General features: G+C 58.2%; 14 protein-coding genes. 5 read left to right on the top strand and 9 right to left on the bottom strand.

Translation table 11 applies throughout. The annotated features are described in order from the left end of the window. Positions 1-12 precede the first annotated feature (12 nt). The 3 genes from USH94_RS02995 to USH94_RS02985 all read left to right on the top strand — a co-directional run bounded on the left by USH94_RS02995 (position 13) and on the right by USH94_RS02985 (position 2,945). Positions 13-285: an oxidative damage protection protein gene (locus USH94_RS02995; RefSeq protein WP_023309138.1), complete on the top strand. Its 273-nt coding sequence runs from the start codon at positions 13-15 to the stop codon at positions 283-285. Positions 286-341: 56 nt separating this feature from the next. Then, entirely contained in the window at positions 342-1,418 is a 1,077-nt protein-coding gene (gene mltC, locus USH94_RS02990) for a membrane-bound lytic murein transglycosylase MltC (protein WP_111963230.1), read from the top strand. A gap of 270 nt (positions 1,419-1,688) precedes the next feature. Further along, positions 1,689-2,945, top strand: coding sequence for a nucleoside permease (locus tag USH94_RS02985; protein ID WP_111963231.1), 1,257 nt, complete (start codon positions 1,689-1,691; stop codon positions 2,943-2,945). Between the two features lie 79 nt (positions 2,946-3,024). Here the strand turns inward: USH94_RS02985 and citG are convergent, their stop codons facing one another. Genes citG through USH94_RS02945 form a run of 8 tightly spaced genes read right to left on the bottom strand, consistent with a single transcriptional unit; the run spans position 3,025 to position 10,336 of the window. Then, positions 3,025-3,828, bottom strand: coding sequence for a triphosphoribosyl-dephospho-CoA synthase CitG (gene citG, locus USH94_RS02980; protein WP_111963232.1), 804 nt, complete (start codon positions 3,826-3,828; stop codon positions 3,025-3,027). After that, positions 3,806-4,345 carry a citrate lyase holo-[acyl-carrier protein] synthase gene (citX, locus tag USH94_RS02975; RefSeq protein WP_111963233.1) on the bottom strand — a complete coding sequence of 180 codons (540 nt, stop codon included), beginning with the start codon at positions 4,343-4,345 and terminating at the stop codon, positions 3,806-3,808. The genes citG and citX overlap by 23 nt, the downstream gene beginning before the upstream one ends. 2 nt (positions 4,346-4,347) lie before the next feature. Beyond that, complete coding sequence (gene citF, locus USH94_RS02970) at positions 4,348-5,865, bottom strand: citrate lyase subunit alpha (protein WP_111963234.1); 1,518 nt, start codon at positions 5,863-5,865, stop codon at positions 4,348-4,350. 10 nt (positions 5,866-5,875) lie between these two features. After that, on the bottom strand, positions 5,876-6,751 hold the full coding sequence (gene citE, locus USH94_RS02965; RefSeq protein WP_039269783.1) for a citrate (pro-3S)-lyase subunit beta: 876 nt from the start codon (positions 6,749-6,751) through the stop codon (positions 5,876-5,878). Further along, positions 6,748-7,041 (bottom strand): citrate lyase acyl carrier protein, encoded by a 294-nt coding sequence (gene citD / locus USH94_RS02960; RefSeq protein WP_111963235.1) that lies wholly within the window; start codon positions 7,039-7,041, stop codon positions 6,748-6,750. Before citD ends, citE begins: the two co-directional genes overlap by 4 nt. A 16-nt stretch (positions 7,042-7,057) precedes the next feature. Further along, positions 7,058-8,080: a [citrate (pro-3S)-lyase] ligase gene (gene citC / locus USH94_RS02955; RefSeq protein ID WP_111963236.1), complete on the bottom strand. Its 1,023-nt coding sequence runs from the start codon at positions 8,078-8,080 to the stop codon at positions 7,058-7,060. Positions 8,081-8,093: 13 nt separating this feature from the next. After that, on the bottom strand, positions 8,094-8,957 hold the full coding sequence (locus tag USH94_RS02950) for a fumarylacetoacetate hydrolase family protein (protein WP_111963237.1): 864 nt from the start codon (positions 8,955-8,957) through the stop codon (positions 8,094-8,096). 17 nt (positions 8,958-8,974) lie between these two features. Next, positions 8,975-10,336 (bottom strand): 2-hydroxycarboxylate transporter family protein, encoded by a 1,362-nt coding sequence (locus USH94_RS02945; protein WP_047173580.1) that lies wholly within the window; start codon positions 10,334-10,336, stop codon positions 8,975-8,977. 345 nt (positions 10,337-10,681) lie between these two features. Here USH94_RS02945 and USH94_RS02940 point away from each other — a divergent pair, with 345 nt between their 5' ends. Then, entirely contained in the window at positions 10,682-12,307 is a 1,626-nt protein-coding gene (locus USH94_RS02940) for a sensor histidine kinase (RefSeq protein WP_111963238.1), read from the top strand. Then, positions 12,297-12,989, top strand: coding sequence for a response regulator (locus tag USH94_RS02935; protein WP_111963239.1), 693 nt, complete (start codon positions 12,297-12,299; stop codon positions 12,987-12,989). Before USH94_RS02940 ends, USH94_RS02935 begins: the two co-directional genes overlap by 11 nt. Positions 12,990-13,043: 54 nt before the next feature. Here the strand turns inward: USH94_RS02935 and USH94_RS02930 are convergent, their stop codons facing one another. Continuing rightward, positions 13,044-15,179 (bottom strand): ornithine decarboxylase, encoded by a 2,136-nt coding sequence (locus USH94_RS02930; protein WP_111963240.1) that lies wholly within the window; start codon positions 15,177-15,179, stop codon positions 13,044-13,046. Between the last annotated feature and the right edge of the window lie 15 nt (positions 15,180-15,194).

Genomic DNA, 15,194 nt, shown 5'->3' with positions numbered 1-15,194 from the left:
AGAGGAATGAGTATGGCCAGAACGATTTTTTGTACTTTCCTGCAGCGTGACGCTGAAGGCCAGGATTTCCAGCTTTATCCGGGCGACCTGGGTAAACGCATCTACAATGAAATCTCCAAAGAAGCCTGGGGACAGTGGCAGAAAAAGCAGACCATGCTGATCAACGAGAAGAAACTCAGCATGATGAACCCGGAACACCGCAAGCTGCTTGAGCAGGAGATGGTGAGCTTCCTGTTCGAAGGTAAAGACGTGCACATCGAAGGCTATACGCCACCGGAAAAATAACAGCGTGCGGGGGAAACCCCGCCGTTAAAGCAAACACAACACGCACTCCCGGAATGATGAAAAAACTTTTAGCGCTAGCCCTTGTTGCGCCGTTGCTTGTCTCGTGTTCGTCAAAAAAAGGCGAAGATTACAACGAAGCCTGGATCAAGGACACCAACGGTTTTGACATTTTGATGGGGCAGTTTGCCCACAACATCGAGAACATATGGGGATTTAACGAAGTTCTTATTGCCGGACCTAAGGACTACGTTAAGTACACCGACGCCTATCTGACCCGTAGCCACATCAACTTTGATGAGGGGACGATCACGATTGAGACCATTGCAGGCACGGACCCTGCGGCACGACTCCGTCAGGCGATAATCAAAACCCTGCTGATGGGTGACGATCCTGGCTCTATCGATCTCTACTCCGATGCCGACGATATCACCATCTCGAAAGAGCCGTTCCTGTACGGCCAGGTCGTCGATCAGACCGGCCAGCCGATCCGCTGGGAAGGCCGCGCCACGAAATTTGCCGACTACCTGCTGCAGACGCGCCTGAAGAGCCGCTCTAACGGTCTGAAGATCATCTATAGCGTCACCATCAACCTCGTCCCGAACCACCTCGACAAGCGTGCGCATAAGTATCTGGGCATGGTTCGTCAGGCCTCGCGTAAATACGGCGTGGATGAGTCGCTGATCCTGGCGATTATGCAGACCGAATCCTCGTTTAACCCGTATGCGGTAAGCCGTTCCGATGCCCTGGGGCTGATGCAGGTTGTGCAGCACAGCGCCGGTAAAGACGTCTTCCGCGCGCAGGGTAAATCCGGCACGCCGAGCCGCAGCTATCTGTTCGACCCGCAGAGCAACATTGATACCGGCACGGCCTATCTGGCGATGCTGAACAATGTCTACCTCGGCGGCATAGACAACCCGACGTCGCGCCGCTATGCGGTGATCACCGCCTATAACGGCGGCGCGGGCAGCGTGCTGCGCGTCTTCTCAAATGACAAAGTGCAGGCCGCGAACATCATCAACAGCATGGCGCCGGGGGATGTCTACTCTACCCTCACCACCCGCCACCCGTCTGCGGAATCCCGTCGCTATCTGTATAAGGTGAATACGGCGCAGAAGAACTACCGTCGTCGATAATCAACACACCTTTTCCTGCAAGGGGAAGGTGTTCTGCTTTCCCTCTCCCCGTGGGAGAGGGTCAGGGTGAGGGCATCAGACCGCACTCACTCACCCCACCCATACGAAAATGTTATTTGCATCACAATCCAAACTGCAAATTAATGTGGATTGCATTTTTTTGCGGGAGGTAACAAAACATATCGTTGCCAACTGATAGAATTGCATCAAATAACAACCCTGAATGTTCCCAAAACAACATATCTCCCGCTCACTTGTGAGGAAAGTAACATGAACCTTAAGCTGCAGCTTAAAATATTGTCGTTTCTGCAGTTCTGCCTGTGGGGTAGCTGGCTGACTACACTCGGCTCCTATATGTTTGTGACGCTCAAGTTCGATGGTGCGTCAATCGGTGCCGTCTACAGCTCGCTCGGTATTGCGGCTGTCTTCATGCCAACGCTGCTGGGCATCGTGGCGGATAAATGGCTAAGCGCAAAATGGCTGTACATGCTTTGTCATCTGGTGGGTGCGGGGACGCTGTTTATGGCAGCCCAGGTGACCACGCCGGGGGCGATGTTCATGGTGATCCTGCTTAACTCGCTGGCATATATGCCAACGCTTGGGCTGATCAACACCATCTCCTACTACCGCCTGAAGTCTGCGGATATGGATATCGTGACCGATTTCCCGCCAATCCGTATCTGGGGCACCATCGGCTTTATTATGGCGATGTGGGGCGTGAGCTTCGCGGGCTTCGAACTGAGCCATATGCAGCTCTATATCGGTGCGGCGCTCTCCGTGGTGTTGGCGATCTTGACCCTGACGTTGCCGACCATTCCGGTTTCTAACCAGCAGAAAAACCAGAGCTGGAGCACCATGCTCGGCCTGGACGCCTTCGCGCTGTTCAAAAACAAACGCATGGCGATCTTCTTTATCTTCTCCATGCTGCTGGGCGCGGAGCTGCAGATCACCAACATGTTCGGCAACACCTTCCTGCACAGCTTCGATAACAACCCGCTGTTCTCCGGCAGTTTTATCGTTGAACATGCGTCGGTGATGATGTCCATCTCTCAGATCTCTGAGACGCTGTTCATCCTGACCATCCCGTTCTTCCTGAGCCGCTACGGCATCAAGAACGTCATGCTGATCAGTATCGCGGCGTGGATGTTGCGCTTCGGCCTGTTCGCCTACGGCGATCCAAGCCCGTTCGGCACCGTGCTGCTGGTGCTGTCGATGATTGTTTACGGCTGCGCCTTCGACTTCTTCAACATCTCCGGTTCGGTGTTTGTGGAAAAAGAAGTGAAGCCTGAAATCCGCGCCAGCGCGCAGGGTATGTTCCTGATGATGACCAACGGCTTCGGCTGTATTCTGGGCGGCGTGGTGAGCGGTAAAGTGGTTGAGATGTACACCACTAACGGTATCACCAACTGGCAGCCGGTGTGGCTGATCTTCGCGGCGTACTCGCTGGTGCTGTTCTTCGCGTTCATCGCGCTGTTCAAGTACAAGCACGTGCGCGAGCCGCACGGTGCGCAGCCGATCGCGCATTGATTGTTGTGCCCGGTGGCGCTGCGCTTACCGGGCCTACAAAACAAGACCGTAAGCCGGGTAAGGCGAAGCCGCCACCCGGCTATTTTATTCCAGACAGCACCCAACCCACCGACAGCAAATCCGCGCTACCGCCCGGGCTCAGGTTCCGTTCAATCAGTGCGTTATCCATCTTAAGCAACGCCTCGCGGTCCCAGCCGTTAGCCAGCAGTTCCCGCGCGTAGCCCTGAACGTAGCGCAGCCCTTCCATGCCGCCGCGTGAAACCAGATTACTGTCCTGATTAACCGCCATCAGGCGTAACAGCAGGCCGTGAAGTGAATGTCCGTTCCACTGCGCCAGCGCCTTACGGACCGTCGCAAAGCCGCTCTCAGCCTCGCCGCGCGCCCCGGTTAAGCCGTACTGCTGAAACTGCCGCTCGCCCGCCGTCGCCTGCCCGCTGCGTGCGGCCAGCTCCCGCGACACCAGCCCGCGGCAGATGTTACTCACCTCACAGCAGAGGCTGTCTGCGGAGATATTTTTCACACGACCGGCAGCGAAGCACAGTAAACCCAGGGCAAAAATCCCGCCCTTGTGGGTATTCACTCCGTTCGTCGCGGCGTACATCGCCTGCTCGCAGGCCATCCCCATCGGGCGGAGAAGCCGTAGCTGTTCGCCAGCGGGTTTATCCGCATGCGCGCTGCCCAACTCGGCAAAGCGCGTAAACCACGGCGTAATCGCCATAATGCTGCGAATGAACAGCGCATGGTCCATATCGCGATGGGAACCGTTATTGAGCTTGTCCACCAGCCCCGGCTTGGGCGTTAGTTCCAGCTCCTGCCACAGCGCCGCTTCGGCAAGCGCAGGCACGTCAACCGGGCGCGGTTTAGTCGCGAGCAAACCAGTCATCGATCATTTTCTCCACGCGGGAAACCACCTGCTCCACAGGATGAGCGCGCGAACGGGAGCAGGCATGAGCGGGCTCGTCGCAGATCAGGCAACGCCTTAGATTTGCGCCCAGCGACTGACGCCCGACGTGGCCGTGCTGAGGGCAGATCACGTCCAGATCCCACAGCCTGCCGAGCGGGTGCGTCTGCTCCAGGTCCGCACAGTGCGCTTTGATTTCCGCCGCCGGATGGGCCACGCACCACAGGGCTTCTGGCCCGGTCGGGAGCCATAGAACCTGGCGGTCCAGCACCTGCCAGCGTTTTTCCCACAGCAGCTGGTCGCACATCTGCAGCGCCACGCCCATGGTATTGCGATAGCGCAGGCTGTCCTTGATTTCCCCAGGCGTGACCAGCGTGAGGGAAATCACCGGTTGTTGATAGTGCTCGAGCATGTCAGCCTGGCGCGCTGCGCGGCGCTCTTTCGCCGCCAGCAGTTCGTCCAGGCTGACACCCGTCCGCACGGGTGTCGCTGAAATCATACTTACTCCTTCACCTGTCGCACGGTGTCGATCACGCTGCCGTCGCGGTAGCGGATCACCCCGACGATTTTGTCGGTAAACTCTATCGGTTTAGGGATGCCGGTCAGGGAGATCGCCCGCTCGTACAGCGCGTTGATATCCACAACCTTCAGCCCGGCTTCCAGCAGCCGCTCGCGGATTTCCGGACGCGCCGGGTTAACCGCGATGCCGTGGTCGGTGACCAGCACGTCGATGCTTTCGCCCGGCGTGAGGCGCGTGGTAACCCGCTTCACGACCGTGGGAATGCGGCTGCGCAGCAGAGGAGCAACGACGATGGTCAGATTCGCCGCGGCGGCCACGTCGCAGTGCCCGCCGGACGCGCCTCGCATCACCCCGTCGGAGCCGGTGATGACGTTGACGTTGAAATCAACGTCGATTTCCAGCGCGCTGAGGATCACCACGTCGAGCTGGTCGCAGCTTGCCGCCTTGCTGCCGGGGTTGGCGTAGACGTTGGTGGAGATCTCCACGTGGTTCGGGTTGCGCGCCAGCGAAGCCGCCGCCTGGCCGTCAAAGCACTGGGTATCGAGCAGCTTTTCGATCAGCCCCTTCTCGTGCAGGTCCACCAGGCTGCCGGTGATGCCGCCGAGCGCAAAGCGCGCCTTCACGCCGCTGCGCTCCATCTTCTCTTCCATAAAGCGGGTGCAGGCCGTGGCCGCCGCGCCGGAGCCGGTCTGCATCGAGAAGCCCGGTTTGAAGTAGCCGGAATGCTCAATCACGTCCGCCGCATAGCGGGCGATCATCAGCTCGCGCGGGTTGCTGGTGACGCGCGCCGCGCCGACGCTGATTTTCGCCGGGTCGCCTACGCTTTCAACCTGCACGATGTAGTCCACCTGGTCCTGCACCAGGCTGGCGGGCATATTGGGGAACGGTACCAGTTCTTCGGTCAGCAGCACTACCTTGCGGGCAAAGTGCGCGTCCACCATGGCGTAGCCCAGCGAGCCGCAGCACGATTTTCCGTGCGTCCCGTTGGCGTTGCCAAACTCATCGCTACACGGCACGCCGAGAAACGCCACGTCGATATTCAGCTCGCCGTCCTGGAGCAGCTTCACGCGACCGCCGTGGGAGTGGATTTGCACCGGCTCGTCCATCAGGCCGTGGGAGATGGCATCCGCCAGCCTGCCGCGCATGCCCGAGGTGTAAATCCGGGTGATGACGCCACTTTCAATATGCTCGATCAGCGCGTCGTTGCAGGTCATCAGCGAGCTGGAGGCCAGGGTCAGGTTTTTAAAGCCCATGCGCGCCAGCAGCGCCACAACGGTGTTGATCACCCGATCGCCTTCGCGAAACGCGTGGTGGAAGGAGATGGTCATGCCGTCCTGCAGGCCGCAGCGCTTAACCGCCTCTTCAATAGAGGCGCACAGCTTGCGGCTGTGTTTCGCGTCGCTGTCCGCCAGCCACGGCGTGGCGCTGTGGGCGGTATCAAACGGTTTTAGGTCCCGCAGATGGGGAAAATTCACGTGAAGAAGTTCAGTCTGATTCATTGTCTTATCCTTACCGACGCACGCCGGAGGCCGCCGCGCGCTCCAGCACCACCTGCGCGTGGTTAATAATCGGTGCATCCACCATTTTGCCGTTGAGCGACACCACGCCCAGGCCGTTACGCTCGCCCTCTTCTGCCGCCTCAATCACCCTTCTGGCGTGATCCACCTCTTCCTGCGTCGGGGCGTAGGCGTTGTGCAGCAGGTCAATCTGGCGCGGGTTGATCAGCGATTTGCCGTTAAAGCCCATCTTGCGGATCAAATCGACCTCGCGCAGGAACCCGGCCTCGTCGTTAACGTCTGACCACACCACGTCAAAGGCGTCGATACCCGCCGCGCGGGCGGCGTGCAGCACGGCGCAGCGGGCGTAGAACAGCTCGGTGCCGTCGCCGCGCTCGGTCTGCATGTCCATCACGTAGTCAAAGGCGGCCAGCGCAATGCCGATGAGGCGCGGAGAGCTGCGGGCAATCGCCACGGCGTTGATGACGCCAATGGCCGACTCAATCGCCGCCATTACGCGGGTGGAGCCGACCTCGCGGCCACACTCCTGCTCAATGCGCTCAAGGTGGCCTTCCAGCTCGTAGATGTCGTCCGGCGTGTCGGTTTTCGGCAGTCGGATCACGTCCACGCCTGCCCGCACGGCGGCTTCCAAATCCAGCAGGCCAAACGGCGTGCTCAGCGGGTTAATGCGCACCACGGTTTCGATATCCTGATACATCGGGTGCTGCAGGGCATGGAACACCAGCATGCGCGCGGTATCCTTCTCGCGCAGGGCAACGGCGTCCTCAAGATCAAACATGATGGAGTCGGGACGGTAGATAAAGGCGGTGGAGAGCATGGCGGCGTTGGCACCCGGCAGGAACAGCATACTGCGGCGGAGTTTGCTCATTTCAGCGCCCCCCAGTTGATGGCCTGTTCACCGGCGGCACGCATAAGCGCGCTTTGCAGGCGGGCGCGGATCACACAGTCCAGCGCCCCTTTGTCTTCAATAATAATTAATCCCTGGTGCACGTTCATGGCGCGCAATGTGTCGTTGACCACCTGGCGAATTTGTTCGCCAAACTGCTTAATCACTTCACTGTGGATGACTATCTCCAGCTCGCCTTGAGCGGGAGCGATTTTCACCATCAGGTCGCTGGACTCCTGCGTTCCGGCCAGCGCCTCCCTTACAATTTTCATGATAAATTCCTGGTAGTTAAGCGACTTCCGCACTCGCACGGTAATGCGTTTCGAGATGCGCGAAGGTGGAGTCCGGGACAATCTCCCGGATCCGGGAAAACTGCTGTGTCTTCAGTAATCGACGCACTTCGGACGCCGATATGGCGTTACCGGTGGCCTTGATGCGCGGCATTTCCACCACCTCAATATGCGAGGCCAGCAGGTCGTGCAGCGTCTGGTTGTACTGGCGGGTAATGTCGCAGAACGGCTCCGAGCCGATGAAGCGGTGCGTGATGCCCAGCGCCGGGGCAATGAAGTCCCGGAAGATCAGCACGTCGATCTCGCTCCACGCCTGCTGCACTTTGCCGGTCTCCTTCAGGAAGTAGGCCGGGAAGGTGGCGCGAGAGATGATGTACTGCGAGCCTTCATGCACCACGACGTTCGGCAGATGCGCCACCCCCGCGCGCACCATCTCCAGACGGGCGCTGAACGGAAAGAACGAGGCGTCCTCACGCACCACGAACAGGTGCAGGGCGTCGCACCGCTGCACCGCCTGCTCCACCAGATGGCGGTGGCCGAGGGTGAACGGATTGGCGTTCATCACTATCGCGCCAATGTTCTCCCCGCACTTGCGCTTCGCGCGCAGGGAACGGCAGTAGCGCTCGATCCCCTGCGGGGTGTTCTCCATCAGCACCGCGTTGTTCCCGCTCTGGGCAATCGGCCAGAAGCCGCTGCGGGCAAAGCGCTCCCGGTTGCACGGACGGGTGCAGAGGAAGAGGTGAAAATGGCCGCACTCCAGCGCCGCATTTTCCACCTCTGCCAGCAGCCGCGCGCTGAGGTTCTCGCCGCGAAGCTGCTCGTTGACCGCCACGCATTTGATGACGTTGGCAGCAAGCCCTGCGCAACCCACCAGCTGCGAGCCGGACCAGGCTTCGACGAACAGCGTGATGTCGTTGTCCAGGCCAAGGCCGCTGTCTGCCAGCAGGTAGCGGATCTGGCTTAAGCGTTCCGGGTGTTTCGCCACGAGGGTGTGGCGAAAATCGATGGGTTGCGATTGCATGCTGCCGCCTTACTTAATGTGCTGCCGCAAGCCCGATGGCTGGCGCTTCCACGATCACGTTGCTGAGATGACCGATATGCTCGATCTCCACCTCAATGCGATCGCCCTCTTTCATAAACAGCGGCGGATTGCGCTTTTTACCCACCCCGCCCGGGGATCCGGTGATGATCACATCGCCAGGACTTAAGCGGGTGAAGGTGCTGATGTACTCGATCAGCTCAGCAACCTTGTGGATCATGCTGCTGGTGTTGTCTTCCTGCACCATGCGGCCGTTGAGCCAGGTGCGGATTGCAAGCCTGTGCGGATCGGGGATCTCATCTGCCGTGGCCATCCACGGGCCAAACGCGCCGGTTTTGCGCCAGTTTTTACCGGCGGTAAACCAGGTGTGCTGCCAGTCGCGGGCGGAGCCGTCCATGTAGCAGCTGTAGCCCGCCACGTGACGCAGGGCGTCGTCACGGCTGATGTTTTCCCCGCCTTTACCGATGATCACCGCCAGCTCGCCTTCGTAGTCGAATTCACTAGAGTGGCGCGGCTTCAGCACCGGTTCGTTGTGGCCGGTCTGTGAATCCGGAAAACGGACAAACAGCGTTGGGGCCGGGTTGTGCTGGTCAAACTCCTTGCGCTTGTCGGCGTAGTTCATGCCCACGCAGAGGATTTTTTCCGGCTGCTCAATCACCGGTAAGAAGGTGATGGCGCTCATCGGCACGTCCACGGCATCGTTCAGGTAGCGGGTAGCCTGTGCCAGCCCGTTGCCCTGCAGCAGCGCTTTAAGGTCGCTGTAGCGGTCGCCAAGACGGCGGCCTAAATCAATCACGCCGTCGGCCTGGACGATGCCGTAGCTGCGTTTTCCCTGGAATAAAAAGCTTGCGAGTTTCATTGTTCTTTCCTGAAAACTTAAACGAGGAAGTTGCCCAGAATCAGCAGTGAGACAGAGACGTTAATCGCCCCGCCGATACGGGTAGCAATCTGGGCGAATGGCATCAGGCTCATGCGGTTGCCTGCGGTCAGGATCGCCACGTCGCCGGTACCGCCCTGACCGCTCTGGCAGCAGGAGACGATGGCGACATCAATCGGGTGCATACCAATCTTTTTGCCGACGAAGAACCCGGTCGCCACGAGCGCGGAGACGGTGCTGATAATCACCAGCAGGTTGGTCAGCGTGAAGGCGGCCACCAGTTCATGCCACGGGGTGATAGCCACGCCAACGGCAAAGAGAATCGGATAGGTCACAGAGGTCTGGAAGAATTTGTACACCACCTGAGAGCCTTCCAGCAGGCGTGGAGAGGCACCGTTACAGAGCTTCACCAGAACCGCCATAAACAGCATGCCGACCGGAGCAGGCAGGCCAATCAGCTTGTGGCCGAGCATGCCCAGCATGTAGAGCAGCACCGCCAGCAGCGCGCCGGAGGCGATAGTGGTCACGTCCGCCTTGCCGGAGAATGCAGGCTGAGAGACGGTGGCATCGGCATTGGCGCGGTTAGGCATCAGCTGGCCTTCACCGGTCAGGTGCGGGTAGCGTTTACCGAGCTGGTTCAGGCAGCCGGAGATGATGATTGCCGTCAGCCCGCCGAGCATGACCATCGGCAGCACGCGGCCGAGCGCCACGCCCTGATCCATATGCAGCAGGGTGGCATAGCCGATGGAGAGCGGGATTGCACCTTCGCCCACGCCGCCCGCCATAATCGGCAGAATGATAAAGAAGAAGATCTGGAAAGGCTCAAGGCCCAGCGCCAGGCCGACGCCCATCCCTACCAGCATGCCGACGATTTCGCCGCACAGCATCGGGAAGAAAATGCGCAAGAAGCCCTGGATCAGCACCGTGCGGTTCATGCTCATGATGCTGCCGACGATAATGCAGCAGATGTAGAGATAGAGAATGTTGGTGGATTTGTAGAACTTGGTGGTGGACTCGACCACCACGTCCGGCAGCAGGCCGTAATAGACCAGCGCGGAAGGGATAAAGGTGGCGCAAATCGCCGCCGCGCCGAGCTTGCCGACAATCGGCAGGCGTTTGCCAAACTCGCCGCAGGCAAAGCCGAAGAAGGCCAGCGTGGCGACCATCACCACGATATCGCTCGGCAGTTTTCCGCCCAGGCAATCAATCGCAATCAGCACGCCCGCCAGAACGAACAGCGGCAGAGGAATAATCCCGATTTTCCAGGTGTCCATAATATGCCACCAGCGCTCTTTGAGCGAAGGTCGCTGAATTTCAATCGGGTCGTGGGTAACAGAGAAAGAATCGTCAGTTGTGCTCATAATAAGCCCCTTGGTTATTTTGTGCGTTCAGCTTAGAGTCACAAAGGCTTACTTTATGTGAGGGATGGCATATTAAAAGCGAAGTTTTAATGGCAGCTATGGTTTTAATGGTTTCTTTTATTTAATGTGATTTACACCTTATTTATTGCCGTGGTTTTAATGGTTTCTTTTCCGAATTGAACAAAGAAATAACATTTGTTCATGCAGCCCAAAGCACGTTAGCCTTTTGGATAACGCTTTTACAGCGCCCGCTGTGCAAGGGATCACAAGTTTTCGGCAAAGCGGGCGTACGCGCAAAAAAAGATGATATATTGGCGATCTTTGTCGCTACCTTGCGTGATAGTTATGAAAGTCTCTTTCCAGATCAAGCTGTTTATTTCGCTGGTTGCCTTTTTCTCAGTGCTTTTTGCGTTACTGGGCGGATATTATTATGCCGACGTAGGGAAACAGCTTTATCAGGAAATGAGTACGCGAGCCAAAATACAGGCTGAAGAGATTGCGCTTATTCCGACATTGCGTAATGAAGTTGAACAAAAGAATATCAACGCCATCCATGATTTTATGCAGAAGATTTCTGCGCATAGCGACGCCAGCTTTATTGTGATTGGTGATAATAAAGGCCAGCATCTTTTTCACTCCGTCTTTGCCGACAGAGTGGGCACCACGCTGGTAGGCGGTGACAACGAAGCCGTATTGCAGGGTAAAAGCATCACCACCATCCGCAAAGGCGGGCTGGGCATTTCGCTGCGCAGTAAAGCCCCCATCTTCAACGCTGCAGGACAGGTGGTCGGCATCGTTTCGGTCGGCTATCTCACCAGCTACCTGGACACCATTACCGTCAGTAAGGTGGTCAACATTCTGATTGCCGCCGTGCTGCTGCTGATTGCTCTCTTTATCTTCTCCTGGTTCTTTACCCGCAGTATTAAGAAGCAGATCTTCTCACTTGAGCCGCGCGAGATCGGCCTGCTGGTGCGTCAGCAGAAGGCCATGATGGAGTCTATTTATGAAGGGGTAATTGCCATTGACGATCAAAGGCGGATTGAAGTCATCAACCAGGCGGCGCGCAAGCTGCTGGGCCTGAGCCAGCCGGCCCGTGAACTGCGCGGGCAGCTGATAAGCCAGGTGATCGATCCGGTCCCGTTCTTCGACACGCAGACGATGCTGGCGAAAGATACCCATGACGAGATTTGCCGTTTTAACGATCTCACGGTGATTGCCAGCCGGGTACACATCATGCTTGAGGGGTCGCTGCAGGGCTGGGTGATCACCTTCCGCGATCGCAACGAGATCGACTCGCTGAGCGCCCAGCTCAGCCAGGTCAAACGCTATGTCGATAACCTCCGGATTATGCGCCACGAGCAGTTAAACCGGATGACCACCCTCTCCGGCCTGCTGCATATGGGCCGCTATGAGGAGGCGATTGGCTACATTCAGGCGCAGTCTGAACACGCCCAGGAGCTGCTGGACTTTATCTCTTCACGCTTCAGCTCCCCGACCCTGTGCGGTCTGCTGCTGGGGAAAGCCGCCCGCGCGCGGGAGAAAGGCGTTGAATTGTGCTTCGATCCGGCCTGTCGGCTGGATAAATCATTCCTTCCCCTCGGGGAGCAGGAACTGATTTCGATTATTGGTAACCTGCTGGATAACGCCATCGAAGCGACGCAGCGGTCGCCGCATCCCCACGCGCCGGTGGAGGTGCTGATAAAGCTCAGCGACCAGGAGCTGATTATTGAAGTCGCCGACCAGGGCGTTGGCATTACACCGGAGATCCGTGAGCGGATCTTTGAACGCGGCATCACCACCAAGACGCGCGGCGATCATGGGATTGGTCTGTATCTGATCGAAAGCTATGTCACACAGGCTGGCGGCGCAATAGAAGTTGCCGATAATACCCCGCGCGGCGCCATTTTCTCCCTGTTTATCCCGGCCACGGGAACCGCCCGGCAACTGGAAGACACCGACTATGCAACATGAACTTATCGACGTACTGATTGTTGAAGACGAGAACGAACTGGCGCAACTGCACGCGGAGCTGATAAGCAAACATCCGCGTCTGAGGCTGGTGGGCATTGCCTCGTCGCTGGCTGCGGCCCAGGCAGAACTTGCAAATAAACAGCCGCAGCTGGTGCTGCTGGATAACTACCTGCCGGACGGCAAAGGGATCTCGCTTATCAATAACCCCATGCTGGCCCGCGCCAACTGCTCGGTGATTTTTATTACTGCCGCCAGCGATATGGACACCTGCAGCCAGGCCATCCGCAACGGCGCGTTCGACTACATCCTCAAACCCGTCTCCTGGAAGCGGCTCAGCCAGTCGCTGGAGCGGTTTGTGCAGTTTGCCGAACAGCAGCGGGTCTGGAAGATTGTCGACCAGCAAAACGTCGATTCTCTGTATCAGCTGCAGGCGAAAAACTACCGCCTGGACAACGGCAGCAAAGGCATTGAGGAAAATACGCTGGCGCGGGTGCAGTCGCTGTTTAACGACAAGGCAACGCACTGCTTTACCGTGGATGAGGTGGTGAGCGAGACGGGGTTGAGTAAAACCACCACCCGTCGCTATCTGGAACACTGCGTCGAGTCGGGTTTTCTGACGGTGGAGATGCTGTACGGCAAGATCGGGCATCCGAGGAGGATGTACAAGCGTAGTGCGGTTTGATGAGACGTTCCCTCTCCCAGGGGGAGAGGGTTAGGGTGAGGGCAGCAGCCCGCACTATCTCAGCACATACCCATACAGCCGCTTAATCCCGTCGGCATCCTTCTCGCTGTAAACGCCTTGCAGTTCCGGCGAGAAGCCCGGCAGCAGGTTGATGCCCTCCTCCAGCGCCAGGAAGTAACGCTGTACCGCCCCGCCCCAGATTTCACCCGGCACCACGCACAGCAAGCCTGGCGGATAGGGCAGCGCCCCTTCGGCAGCAATCCGCCCTTCGGCATCCCGTATGCGAACCAGCTCCACGTCTCCGCGAATATACGCCTGATTGGCATCCTGCGGATTCATCGCCACCTCAGGCAGGCTCTCCTTGCGGAACATCGCTTTCTGCAAATCCTTCACGTCGAAGCTGACGTAGAGATCGTGCATCTCCTGACACAGCTGGCGAAGGGTGTAATCCCGGTAGCGCACCGGGTATTTCTGGAAGATCGTCGGCAGCACGTCCGCCAGCGGCGTGTCGTCTTCAATATGCTGTTCAAACTGTCCCAGCATCGCCACCAGCTGCGCCAGCTTCTCGCTGCTTTCGGCAGGGGTCAGCAGGAACAGGATCGAGTTAAGGTCGCATTTCTCCGGCACAATGCCGTTTTCACGCAGATAGTGCGCCAGAATCGTCGCCGGGATCCCGAAATCCGTGTACTCGCCGGTTTCGGCATTGATGCCCGGCGTGGTCAGCAGGAGCTTGCACGGGTCGACAAAGTACTGCTCGCTTGCATAGCCCTCAAAGCCGTGCCATTTGGCCCCCGGCTCGAAGCTGAAGAAGCGCAGCTCGCTGGCAATGGCGTGCGTCGGATGATCCTGCCACGGCCGCCCCGCTACCACCGGTGGGATAAACGGTTTGATCATATGACAGTTGGCAATGATTGCCTTGCGCGCTTCAATCCCCAGCTCGACGCACTCCGCCCACAGCCTGCGTCCGCTTTCCCCTTCGTGGATCTTGGCATTCACATCCAGCGCTGCAAACAGCGGATAAAACGGGCTGGTGGAGGCATGCAGCATAAACGCGTTATTCAGCCGCTTGTGCGGGCAGAAACGCGCCTGACCGCGAATGTGGTTATCCTTTTTATGGATCTGCGAGGTTTGCGAAAACCCGGCCTGCTGTTTGTGCACAGACTGGGTTACGAAAATCCCCGGATCGTTCTCGTTCAGCTCCAGCAACAGCGGGGACGTTTCTGCCATCATCGGAATAAATTGCTCGTAGCCCACCCAGGCGGAGTCAAAGAGAATGTAGTCGCACAGATGGCCGATCTTGTCGATCACCTGACGGGCGTTGTAGATCGTCCCGTCGTAGGTGCCAAGCTGAATGATCGCCAGGCGGAACGGACGCGGCTCGTCGGCTTTCTCCGGCGCCGCCTCTCGGATCAGGTTCCGCAGATACGCATCGTCAAAGCAATGGTCGTCAATCCCGCCAATAAAGCCAAACGGGTTACGCGCGGCCTCAAGGTAAACCGGCGTGGCACCCGCCTGGATCAGCGCCCCGTGGTGGTTAGACTTATGGTTATTGCGGTCGAACAGCACCAGGTCGCCGCGGGTCAGCAGCGCGTTGGTCACTACCTTGTTGGCCGCTGACGTGCCGTTCAGCACGAAGTAGGTTTTATCCGCGTTAAAAACTTTCGCCGCGAACTTTTGCGCGTGCTTGGCGGAGCCTTCGTGGATCAGCAGATCGCCCAGCTTCACGTCGGCATTGCACATATCGGCGCGAAACACGTTCTCACCGAAGAAATCATAGAACTGCCGCCCTGCCGGGTGCTTTTTGAAAAAGGCGCCGTGCTGGTGTCCGGGACAGGCGAAAGTGCTGTTGCCCATCTCCACATACTGGCTCAGGGTGTCGAAAAAAGGCGGCAGCAGATTCTCTTCATAACGGCTGGCAGCGCTCTCCAGTTCCAGAAACTCCTGAGCTTTGCCCGAGATGACCGCGGTGGCGCCGTCGGGCACCTCCGTTGGCTCCGGAGAGAAAATAAACACCGGCAGCTGAAAGCCCGTGCGTTTCAGCAGTGCAAGGATACCGCTGCGGCTTTCAGCCGTTGTGATGACGACGGCCGCCACATCGGTAAAATCAGTGCTGTCCAGCGTCACCTTTTCGCGGTGCGTAGACACAGTGGAGAGCAGCTCGCGGCTGACGGCAATTTTCATGGTTTTCATAGGCGCAGTTACCCT

The organism is Enterobacter sp. 148H3 (assembly GCF_034107425.1).
Taxonomy (GTDB): Bacteria; Pseudomonadota; Gammaproteobacteria; order Enterobacterales; family Enterobacteriaceae; genus Enterobacter; species Enterobacter vonholyi.
This window is presented reverse-complemented; position numbering and strand designations above follow the sequence as displayed.

Coding starts and splice junctions, on each gene's coding strand:
- USH94_RS02940 (WP_111963238.1), top strand. CDS start 10,682: ATGAAAGTCTCTTTCCAGATCAAGCTGTTTATTTCGCTGGTTGCCTTT.
- citC (WP_111963236.1), bottom strand. CDS start 8,080: ATGCAATCGCAACCCATCGATTTTCGCCACACCCTCGTGGCGAAACAC.
- citF (WP_111963234.1), bottom strand. CDS start 5,865: ATGAATCAGACTGAACTTCTTCACGTGAATTTTCCCCATCTGCGGGAC.
- USH94_RS02930 (WP_111963240.1), bottom strand. CDS start 15,179: ATGAAAACCATGAAAATTGCCGTCAGCCGCGAGCTGCTCTCCACTGTG.
- mltC (WP_111963230.1), top strand. CDS start 342: ATGAAAAAACTTTTAGCGCTAGCCCTTGTTGCGCCGTTGCTTGTCTCG.
- citX (WP_111963233.1), bottom strand. CDS start 4,345: ATGATTTCAGCGACACCCGTGCGGACGGGTGTCAGCCTGGACGAACTG.
- citG (WP_111963232.1), bottom strand. CDS start 3,828: ATGACTGGTTTGCTCGCGACTAAACCGCGCCCGGTTGACGTGCCTGCG.
- citD (WP_111963235.1), bottom strand. CDS start 7,041: ATGAAAATTGTAAGGGAGGCGCTGGCCGGAACGCAGGAGTCCAGCGAC.
- USH94_RS02945 (WP_047173580.1), bottom strand. CDS start 10,336: ATGAGCACAACTGACGATTCTTTCTCTGTTACCCACGACCCGATTGAA.
- USH94_RS02950 (WP_111963237.1), bottom strand. CDS start 8,957: ATGAAACTCGCAAGCTTTTTATTCCAGGGAAAACGCAGCTACGGCATC.
- USH94_RS02995 (WP_023309138.1), top strand. CDS start 13: ATGGCCAGAACGATTTTTTGTACTTTCCTGCAGCGTGACGCTGAAGGC.
- citE (WP_039269783.1), bottom strand. CDS start 6,751: ATGAGCAAACTCCGCCGCAGTATGCTGTTCCTGCCGGGTGCCAACGCC.
- USH94_RS02935 (WP_111963239.1), top strand. CDS start 12,297: ATGCAACATGAACTTATCGACGTACTGATTGTTGAAGACGAGAACGAA.
- USH94_RS02985 (WP_111963231.1), top strand. CDS start 1,689: ATGAACCTTAAGCTGCAGCTTAAAATATTGTCGTTTCTGCAGTTCTGC.